The sequence below is a fragment of the Microcoleus sp. PH2017_24_DOB_U_A genome (genome assembly GCF_020738205.1).
GTDB lineage: Bacteria > Cyanobacteriota > Cyanobacteriia > Cyanobacteriales > Microcoleaceae > Microcoleus.
Map to the genome: position 1 here is coordinate 67,728 of NZ_JAEQCT010000107.1, position 9,178 is coordinate 76,905.

9 protein-coding genes are annotated in these 9,178 nt (G+C 43.5%); 5 read left to right on the forward strand and 4 right to left on the reverse strand.

Annotated elements, in window-relative coordinates; translation table 11 throughout:
* Positions 1 to 234 precede the first annotated feature (234 nt).
* The 3 genes from JGK07_RS26610 to JGK07_RS26620 all read right to left on the reverse strand — a co-directional run bounded on the left by JGK07_RS26610 (position 235) and on the right by JGK07_RS26620 (position 4,612).
* Positions 235 to 924, reverse strand: coding sequence for a DUF3226 domain-containing protein (locus JGK07_RS26610; protein WP_293243167.1), 690 nt, complete (start codon positions 922 to 924; stop codon positions 235 to 237).
* The gene (locus tag JGK07_RS26615) at positions 917 to 1,993 is read right to left on the reverse strand and encodes an ATP/GTP-binding protein (protein ID WP_293243164.1); all 1,077 of its coding nucleotides are present in this window, start codon (positions 1,991 to 1,993) and stop codon (positions 917 to 919) included. The genes JGK07_RS26610 and JGK07_RS26615 overlap by 8 nt, the downstream gene beginning before the upstream one ends.
* 141 nt (positions 1,994 to 2,134) lie before the next feature.
* On the reverse strand, positions 2,135 to 4,612 hold the full coding sequence (locus JGK07_RS26620; RefSeq protein ID WP_293243161.1) for a phosphoketolase: 2,478 nt from the start codon (positions 4,610 to 4,612) through the stop codon (positions 2,135 to 2,137).
* Between the two features lie 450 nt (positions 4,613 to 5,062).
* On the opposite strand from JGK07_RS26620, the gene JGK07_RS26625 reads away from it, so the two are divergent.
* The 4 genes from JGK07_RS26625 to JGK07_RS26640 are packed head-to-tail and all read left to right on the forward strand — an operon-like array spanning position 5,063 to position 6,655.
* Positions 5,063 to 5,422: a DUF433 domain-containing protein gene (locus JGK07_RS26625; protein ID WP_293187022.1), complete on the forward strand. Its 360-nt coding sequence runs from the start codon at positions 5,063 to 5,065 to the stop codon at positions 5,420 to 5,422.
* A gap of 46 nt (positions 5,423 to 5,468) precedes the next feature.
* Positions 5,469 to 5,840 carry a hypothetical protein gene (locus tag JGK07_RS26630; protein WP_293187021.1) on the forward strand — a complete coding sequence of 124 codons (372 nt, stop codon included), beginning with the start codon at positions 5,469 to 5,471 and terminating at the stop codon, positions 5,838 to 5,840.
* Between the two features lie 5 nt (positions 5,841 to 5,845).
* Positions 5,846 to 6,277 (forward strand): HNH endonuclease signature motif containing protein, encoded by a 432-nt coding sequence (locus JGK07_RS26635; protein ID WP_293187020.1) that lies wholly within the window; start codon positions 5,846 to 5,848, stop codon positions 6,275 to 6,277.
* Between the two features lie 42 nt (positions 6,278 to 6,319).
* Positions 6,320 to 6,655 (forward strand): DUF433 domain-containing protein, encoded by a 336-nt coding sequence (locus JGK07_RS26640; protein ID WP_293225348.1) that lies wholly within the window; start codon positions 6,320 to 6,322, stop codon positions 6,653 to 6,655.
* A gap of 47 nt (positions 6,656 to 6,702) precedes the next feature.
* Here the strand turns inward: JGK07_RS26640 and JGK07_RS26645 are convergent, their stop codons facing one another.
* Entirely contained in the window at positions 6,703 to 7,578 is an 876-nt protein-coding gene (locus tag JGK07_RS26645) for an Rpn family recombination-promoting nuclease/putative transposase (protein WP_293225350.1), read from the reverse strand.
* A 603-nt stretch (positions 7,579 to 8,181) separates the two neighbouring features.
* Between JGK07_RS26645 and JGK07_RS26650 the strand changes: the two genes are divergently transcribed.
* The gene (locus JGK07_RS26650) at positions 8,182 to 9,045 is read left to right on the forward strand and encodes a site-specific DNA-methyltransferase (protein ID WP_293187017.1); all 864 of its coding nucleotides are present in this window, start codon (positions 8,182 to 8,184) and stop codon (positions 9,043 to 9,045) included.
* The last annotated feature ends 133 nt before the right edge of the window (positions 9,046 to 9,178 follow it).

The window sequence follows — 9,178 nt, forward strand, 5'->3', positions numbered from 1 at the left end:
TCTTATTTGATTGCTGAACAGGATTTTTTTTATTAACCACAGAGGGCGCAGAGGGCGCAGAGTCAGAGAAGAGAGAGATGAGTAATTCCGATACCTACGGATTTGATATGAGATCATCCCGTTTTTGTAGGGGCGAAGCATTCGCGCTAAAAATCTCTCATATAGTCGATAGGATACAGGCGCGAATGCTTCGCCCTTGCGGATATGTTTGCATTGTATGTGAATTTTATCATTTTAACAAAAAAGCCTAAAAAAATCTTTCAAATCATCAAGAGCAGAATTATCCCAATCCCAAATATCTTTTTTGTGTTCCATAACATAATCAAACTCAGACATACTGCATTTCCTTCCAGCTTGTTTCTGTTCCTTATTTGAGCAAGTATCAAATCTAATATAGTTGCTAACCCAGAATTTATCAAACTCTTTCTGGTTGATTTTCTTTCCCTGACTTTCAAGGCAAGTTTTCCAGCTATCCAAACAATCAGCATAGGTCGAATCTTTAGCTTTTATTGCCTTTAAAAGTGTTTCCAGTTCACCTTTACCTCCCACATTTGTAAAGTAACAAGCCAATTTTGCATTTGTTCCATGATCTGTTGTACAAATATCGATAAATTGTTTAGTGCTTGACAAGCTTTCAGCTTCAAACACTTGTTTTATACATCTATCTACGAATTGCAGCCGTTCTTGCTCTGAATAGTTATCAATATCGATAATAATCCCTATTTTTTCTATATCTCTTTTTTGCAGGTCGGCTTCTAAAGCTTTTAATGTAGTGATTAACTTGGTTTCGCTCAAACCTTCCAAACATTCATAATCATCTATATAGATAGGTGGTTCTACCTGGATATCGCAGTTAATAAAATCAACCATTGCCTTCATAAAAATTGCATCATTTTTACTTTCTACTATGACAATATTACTCACCTCTCACTCCTTTTTGATGCTCTAGTGCGTAATTCAATGTTTCCAAATCGCGTCGGATACCGATTATTTGATTTGTTTTGGGTTTCTTTGCTAGTTCAAAATAGGCGCTGCTGCATTTCTGATTAGGTTCCAAACCAACATCAGCAAATGCTTGAAGCATCTCTAAACTGTGAGTTGTCGCAAAAATCTGGGTATCCAGTTCAACCGCTAATCGGAATAACATTCTCCAAAACTCTCGCTGGTTTGTATAGTGTATGCCATTTTCGATTTCATCGATCAGGAGAATTTTATGCTCGCTATTTACCAGTTTCAAGATAATGTCTGCAACTCGGTTAATGGCATCTCCGAATAATGGAAGAGGCAAACGCTTTTCGCCTTTTCTTCTCAAGTATAGTGTTGGTTCCCCAATATAAAAACTCTCTACTGATTCGATTGCAGGGTCGATAATTTGAAAAGCTTTCAAAACTTCGCTATCTTTTTCATTCAAACGCGCCAGATCAAATTCTTCCGTAAGATTGGCTCCAGAAGACCTCATACAAGATGCCATAAAAAGTTGTTCAAAAAAATAATTATTGCCTTGAGACATTAAGGAGTTTGAAGTAGCTATTACAGGGGAACTAACTGTTTCTTTATTACCTTGACTTAATTTAATATTTAAGATTAACAAATCATCTTTATGCTTCAAAAATGACTCTCTTAATCTTTCTACATTTTGGGAAGAAAAAATATTTTCCACATTGCCAGATTCATCTAACCAAATTTCTATTTTATGTACGAGATTACTCTCATTTTTTCCATAAATTGCTATAATAGCATCTTTATTAAGCGAATAGAAAAAGTTATCCCATGCACTCTTATATCTTAATCCTACTGATTCTGAAGATTCCATTCTAAGAGTCTTTAATGCGGATATACTTCCAGCATCTTGAGCAACATTGAGAAAAATTGCTTCTAGCAAAGTTGTCTTACCAGCATTGTTTTTACCGCCGATTAAATTGACTCTTTCAAACCCAGAAATTTTGATTTGCTCAAAACACCTAAAATTTTGGATTTCTATTTCTTTCAGCATTACTTATCCTTTTGAATTAATCTAACTCATCTGCGTTAATCTGTGTTCATCTGCCTGTATCTGCGGTTAAAAAAAGAGAATTTTGCAACCGCAGATGACAATAGATTAACGCGGATTCACGCAGATAAAGAGAAGCCGCGCCTAACCCGGTGCACCCGATCGCACACCCTGATCTCCCGTCACCGTCGGATCCTTAGTTTCCTTCGGCATTTCAGACGCAACAGCACCACCATGCGGCCACTTCCAATCGCGGATTTCCGGCATATCGTCGCCGTGTTTAGTGATATATTGCCTGTGTTCGATCAGCTTGTCCCGCAGCGCCTGTTTCCCATAAGCCGCAGCATAACTCAGTTTCGGAACGCGGTCAATTACATCACCAACTAAATGGAAGCGATCGAGATCGTTCATCACCACCATATCAAACGGCGTGGTAGTTGTTCCCTCTTCCTTGTAACCGCGAACATGAATATTCGGGTGATTTTTGCGGCGATAAGTCAATCGGTGAATCAGCCAAGGATAGCCGTGAAAAGCAAAAATTACAGGCTTATCCTTCGTAAACAAAGCATCAAAATCCTTGTCAGACAAACCGTGAGGATGTTCTGTCGAAGGCTGAAGCGTCATCAAATCCACCACATTCACCACCCGCACTTTTAACTCAGGATAATCTCGGCGCAGAATGTCAACAGCCGCCAAAGTTTCCAGGGTTGGAACATCACCCGCACAAGCCATTACCACATCCGGTTCGCCACCTTTATCATTGCTAGCCCACTCCCAAATCCCGAGGCCCGCCGTACAGTGTTTAATCGCAGCATCCATATCCAAATATTGCAAAGCCGGCTGCTTTCCAGCAATAATCACATTCACATAATTGCGACTGCGGAGACAGTGGTCAGTTACAGACAGCAAAGTGTTCGCATCGGGCGGCAAATATATCCGCACCACCTCCGCTTTCTTGTTAATTACGTGGTCGATAAAACCCGGATCTTGGTGCGAAAAACCGTTGTGGTCTTGCCGCCAAACGTGAGAAGTTAGCAGGTAGTTGAGAGATGCGATCGGTCTGCGCCAAGGAATTTCGCGAGTCGTTTTCAACCATTTAGCGTGTTGGTTGAACATCGAGTCAATGATGTGAATAAATGCTTCGTAGCAGGAGAAAAATCCGTGCCTTCCTGTTAGCAAATAGCCTTCCAGCCAACCCTGACACAAATGTTCGCTGAGGACTTCCATCACCCGCCCGTCGGGAGAAAGGTGCTCGTCATCCTCCGGCAAAATACTACCAGTCCACGCGCGGCCAGTTACGTCAAATACCGGATCGAGGCGGTTTGAAGCAGTTTCGTCCGGCCCAACAATGCGGAAATTGGCGTTCTCCTGATTCAGTTTCATCACATCCCGCAGAAAGCGTCCTGTCACCCTGGTTGCTTCTGCCATCACAGTGCCTGGTTTTTGCACGTCAACGGCGTAGTCTGCAAATTCTGGCATTTTCAAGTCTCGCAGCAGCAGACCGCCGTTAGCGTGGGGATTTGCCCCCATCCGTCGATCGCCCTTCGGTGCAAGTTCCGCCAATTCTGCAATCAATTTACCCTTGTCATCAAACAGTTCTTCCGGCTTATAGCTTTTCATCCAATCTTCCAGGAGTTGGACGTGGCCAGGCTTAGAAGCCATTTCAGCTAATGGAACTTGGTGCGATCGCCACGAACCCTCAGTTTTCTTCCCGTCAACTTCTTTCGGCCCCGTCCAACCCTTGGGACTTTTAAGTACAATCATCGGCCACTGAGGGCGATCGGCATAGCCCTTCGTGCGCGCTTCCTCCTGAATCGACTTAATTTCGCCGATCGCCGTATCCATCGTTGCAGCCATCAACTGGTGCATCGTTTCCGGGTCTGAACCTTCGACCCAATAAGGTTTGTAGCCATAACCGACCATCAAACTCTCTAATTCCTCGCGGGGAATGCGCGCCAACACCGTCGGATTCGCAATTTTGTAGCCATTCAGGTGCAAAATCGGCAACACAGCCCCATCCCGAACCGGGTTGAGAAACTTGTTAGAATGCCAGCTAGCAGCCAGCGGGCCAGTTTCTGCTTCCCCATCCCCGACAACCGCCGCCACAATCAAATCGGGATTATCGAAGGCCGCCCCATAAGCGTGGACAAGGGCATAGCCAAGTTCCCCGCCCTCGTGAATCGAACCCGGAGTTTCCGGCGCGACGTGGCTGGGAATACCGCCGGGAAACGAGAACTGTTTGAACAGCCGTTGAATTCCCTCTTCATCTTGGGAAATGTTCGAGTAATATTCGGTATAAGTTCCTTCGAGATAGGTGTTAGCCACCAAGCCCGGCCCGCCGTGTCCTGGGCCTGCGATGTAGATAGCGTTTAAGTCTTGGGCTTTGATGACTCGGTTGAGGTGAACGTAGATGAAGTTGAGGCCTGGAGTGGTGCCCCAATGTCCGAGGAGTCTGGGTTTGACGTGTTCGAGTTTGAGGGGTTCTTTGAGTAGGGGATTGTCGAGGAGATAGATTTGTCCGACGGAAAGGTAATTTGCCGATCGCCAGTAAGCGTTAATTTTGCCTAGTTCTGAGTCGGAAAGCGGCTTTAATTGGGGGATTTCGGTCGTTGCTAGCATCATAAGTTTTTCAATCCTGAGTTTTGTTTGTTTTTTGGTTAACTTTGTTTTGAAGTGCGATCGAGGCCGAGAAACCGGGTTTTTTACAAAAATACTTGATTGCAACCCGCAGATTCGGGAAAAAACCCGGTTTCTTTGTCGGAGTCCGTAATTTATGTTTACTCCATATTTTTCAAGCAAACAATTGAATTGTATACCAGTTTTATCTAAATCAAACTTTAAATCAACGTTAATTTTTGAGTAACAAGTCAGCTATTATCGCGGCAGAAAAGCTGGAGGTTGTGAGGGGTGAAAGCCAGCAATGAAAAATATACTTCTCTAGGTAGAGGTGAGAATAATTTATATTAGATATGCAGATTTTTAATTGTGGAGCTATAATGAAAAAGTTCGACATTGAATCTGAAGGGAGCCTTGATGCTACCTGTTAAGAAAAAACTTTTCACCATAGATTCTATGACAATCAAAGAATTAGAAGCACAACTTTTGGCCTTAACGCCAACCGAGAAAGCTCAAATCATCCAATTATTAACCCAAAACTTAGCTAACACCTGGCAAGGAATTAGCAAAACCCCCGGTGTCTGTGGCGGTGATGCTTGTATCAGACAGACTCGCATTCCTGTTTGGGTGCTGGAGAGCTTTCGTCGGTTGGGTATGAACGAGTCTCGACTTTTAGATAACTATCCCACACTAACGGCTACTGATTTAGCAAATGCCTGGGCTTATGCGGCAGTTGTTCCAGATGAAATTGAAATAGCTATCCGCGAAAATGACGAGGCAGACGCAATTTTAGATACACCGGAAAATATCAAATAGTAAAATATGGCATAATATAAATATTCGTTTCATAGCCATTCGACCTATGACCGCCCAAATCACCCTGAATTTGCCAGATGAAGTCTATCACCAAGCAGAATTACTAGCGCAGCAACGCCACCGCAGCGTGAGTGAGATTATAGTAGAAACTCTGGAAATTTTCCTTTTACCAACCACTAAACCAGTATCAGAATTGTCTGATTCTGAAGTAATCAGTCTGACTCAACTCCGGCTGCAACCAGTCCAAGAACAACGATTGAATGAATTGCTAGATCGCCAACAGTCCGGTACGATTACCTCTGTAGAACATCAAGAATTGCAAGCATTAATCCACATCTATGAAGCTAGACTATTACGACAAGCTCAATCCTTAAATGAAGCTGTGCGGCGCGGGTTGCTCGAACCATTAAAAGGATAATCAAAATGGCAATTTCTGAACAAGTTAGAGCCAGAGTTCGCACACAAGCTCAAAATCGATGCGGTTATTGTCGCAGTTTACAAATGTATGTCCTGGGAATATTGGAAATTGACCATATTATTCCTAAAGCGACGGGCGGTACTGACGAGGAAGAAAATCTCTGGCTGGCTTGTAGTCTGTGCAATAATTACAAAGGAACCCAAACTGACGCATTAGATGCGGTCACGCAAACGCGCGTTAAGTTGTTTAATCCGCGCACTCAACAATGGTCACAATATTTTGCTTGGAGTGAAGACTCTACAGAAATTATTGGACTTACAGACTGCGGTCGCGCAACAGTAACAGCACTACAACTCAACAATAATATTGCTGTTACTGTCAGGAGTCAGTGGGTTAGTGCTGGATGGCATCCGCCAACAGAATCAAGTATTTCATAACAAAATTCAAGTCCAGAGCCATTCATAAATCAAATAGATTCTATGACAATCCCAGAATTAGAAGCACAACTTTTGGCCTTAACGCCGATCGACAAAGCTGAGGCAATCAGCATCTTAACCCAGAGTCTCAAAAACAGCGGCCGCCCGATCGCAAAAACTCCCGGTGCGATCGGCGGTGATGCTTGTATTGACAAAACTCGCATTCCCGTTTGGTTACTCGCCAGCTATCGCAATGACGGCGCTACCGATGCTTTTATCCTAGATTGCTATCCCCATCTCAGTGCTGCTGATTTGGTAAATGTTTGGGCTTATAGTGAAGCTTATCCAGACGAAATTGAGTCAGCAATTCGACAGCAAGATGAGGCTGACGAAATTTAGCGAGTAAAGTGCATCAGCTATTGAAGCCCTCATAACTCGCTAAACTCTTATCTTTCCGACTGCTGCACCTCCAGCCAAGCCTCCAAATCCGCCATAGTAGCAAAATCCAACAGCGCCTCACTCAAATCTTCGAGCACTAACAAGGGCAGATTGGCAAGGCGCGATCGCATTTCCTCAGAAATTTCTTGCCGCAACCGACGGGTTAATTGTCGAACAATCAGGGCACAGGCTTCTGCCTGCCGTCCTTCCTGCCGTCCTTCCTGCCGTCCTTCCGCCTTAGCTTCTTGATAGAATCTCGTTTCCTGTAATGTAATTCCCAACATTGATTCCACCTCGGCTCGACTCAACGATGTAAATTTGTACGACAAAATAGTAGCTAATAGGTCTATTATGTCACGACCTGCTGCTGGTGGAACTTCTTGCTGCACTCGGCTCAGCAAATATCTTGCTTCTGCTGGTGCTTGAGTCTCCCCGACAGTCGTCAACACCATCAGCGCAATCCCTAAAGGCAAAGCGCGAATATCCCCCAACTCATCCAAGCATACCCGATGCACCTGATTGCTGTTGAGCAAAGCTCGATAAGGATAAACATCGCTTTGTTCGACGCTGCGTGATGGATAAATCACTACAGCCTGCCAATCCCTATAACGACTGCGATTGCGGTAAAAATATAAAAACGATTCGCCAAACAACCTTTCGTAAAGCTGTTCGTCTTTCTGAAACTGAACTTCACAAAAATAGACAATGCCCGGTTCCTCAGATTCTGGGGGCAAAAATACGCCGTCAATTTCAAACTTAGGTTCTTTGACTGCAACCGAGTCAAAGCGATAATTGGCAGCATTTGCTGGAGTTGTCGCTAGTAGATCGAACAGCAAAGTGGGCGCTTGTCCGAACAGTTTGTAGAAGATTGAATCCCGTCGCATGAAAGATTTGCAAAGAAAGAGAGACAAATTAATACTACTGCATAATGGTTCGCGCAAAATATGCGATCGGCCTCTATCGAAATCTCGAAATATGCGTTAGCGAAGCCCTCGAAGAGGATCGCCCTTAATTCAAATTTTATTAAAAGTTCGGCAAAAACCGAAGCCCTAAAATAACAAAGGCTCGTTAATGAGCCTTCGCCAAAATATAAATCTTGGTATTCAGAACGTCTTTACCGGAATTCCTCGACCCTCGTGGGTAACGGGATGTCATGATTAGATCATGTCTGCTGCATCCATGTCTTTAATATAGTTCATGGTTTAGATATGGGTCAATTTTTACCCAGAAAACGATGAATATTTTCCAGTGTGGGCAATTTACGGTATAGTATGCTTTCTATTTCTGGATTACCGCAGTTTTTTCGTTTGGTCGATCGCGCATATCGTCTTTTTGGTGGCTGAGGAGATTTTAAACCAACGCGAGGTAGGGATAGGGTGGGTTTGTGCGATCGATCTTGGGCGATCGAAATTTGTGATAAACTTTCAAATCCAATCTAAAATCTAGATTGTGCTTTTGGACTATCAACCAAGCAGTAAACAAGCCTTATGACTTCACAAGTACAACTTGAACAGGTAAAGCCAGAGCTAGTTTGGCGATCGCATGATGGACTGTCTCACCTTTATCATGGCGATACTTTGGAACTCATGGCTTTGCTGCCTGCTGAAAGCGTAGACTGCATCTGGACGGATCCGCCTTACAACCTTTCCAATGATGGTATTACCTGCGTTGCTGGTCGTATGGTCAAGGTAAACAAGGGGGAATGGGATCGCAGTCAAGGTGTTGAACTAGACCATGAATTTAACAAAGCATGGTTGGCTGCTTGTTATCGGCTTCTTAAACCAACTGGTACCATCTGGGTAACGGGTACTCTCCATGTGTATCCATCAGTCGGATTTGCTATGCAGCAGCTTGGCTTTCGTATTCTCAATGACATTATTTGGGAAAAACCTGCTCCACCTCCAAATCTGGGGTGCCGCTGTTTCACTCATTCAACAGAACTAATACTATGGGCAACAAAAGCACGTAAAGGAAAAGAACGTTACACATTCAATTATGAGGAAATGAAGGCTGAGAATGGCGACAAACAGATGAAGAATGTTTGGCGAATGTCTACTCCTGGCAAACATGAAAAACTCTATGGTAAGCATCCGACACAAAAACCTATTGAACTTGTTGCGCGTTGCCTTCGAGCAAGCACAAACCCAGACGATCTAGTTTTTGATCCTTTTTCCGGTTCTTCCACAACTGGAGTTGCAGCTTTATCATTAGGGCGAAAATTTATTGGTTGTGAAGCAGATGCGGGTCATGTTGAACTCTCGATTAAACGCTTAACCGGAAGTACCCCGACCGGGGATAACTTCGGTTTAATTAATCCCAGTCAAGTAGAGTTACCAGTGGCATTTAAGTAAGGTTATCTATGGAGAGAGTAGAGGCAATTACAAGGGCTCTCCTGACTTTATGGTGTATAATGTAACAAACAATACATTTACTGTCATGGACTTTTATTTAGACTATATATTAGACTTGCCTGGAGTCAAGATT

Excerpts from the sequence above, each read along its gene's own strand:
- JGK07_RS26630 (WP_293187021.1), top strand. The coding sequence starts at position 5,469 with ATGACCGCCCAAATCACCCTGAATTTGCCAGATGAAGTCTATCACCAA.
- JGK07_RS26650 (WP_293187017.1), top strand. The coding sequence starts at position 8,182 with ATGACTTCACAAGTACAACTTGAACAGGTAAAGCCAGAGCTAGTTTGG.
- JGK07_RS26625 (WP_293187022.1), top strand. The coding sequence starts at position 5,063 with ATGACAATCAAAGAATTAGAAGCACAACTTTTGGCCTTAACGCCAACC.
- JGK07_RS26640 (WP_293225348.1), top strand. The coding sequence starts at position 6,320 with ATGACAATCCCAGAATTAGAAGCACAACTTTTGGCCTTAACGCCGATC.
- JGK07_RS26615 (WP_293243164.1), bottom strand. The coding sequence starts at position 1,993 with ATGCTGAAAGAAATAGAAATCCAAAATTTTAGGTGTTTTGAGCAAATC.
- JGK07_RS26635 (WP_293187020.1), top strand. The coding sequence starts at position 5,846 with ATGGCAATTTCTGAACAAGTTAGAGCCAGAGTTCGCACACAAGCTCAA.
- JGK07_RS26620 (WP_293243161.1), bottom strand. The coding sequence starts at position 4,612 with ATGATGCTAGCAACGACCGAAATCCCCCAATTAAAGCCGCTTTCCGAC.
- JGK07_RS26645 (WP_293225350.1), bottom strand. The coding sequence starts at position 7,578 with ATGCGACGGGATTCAATCTTCTACAAACTGTTCGGACAAGCGCCCACT.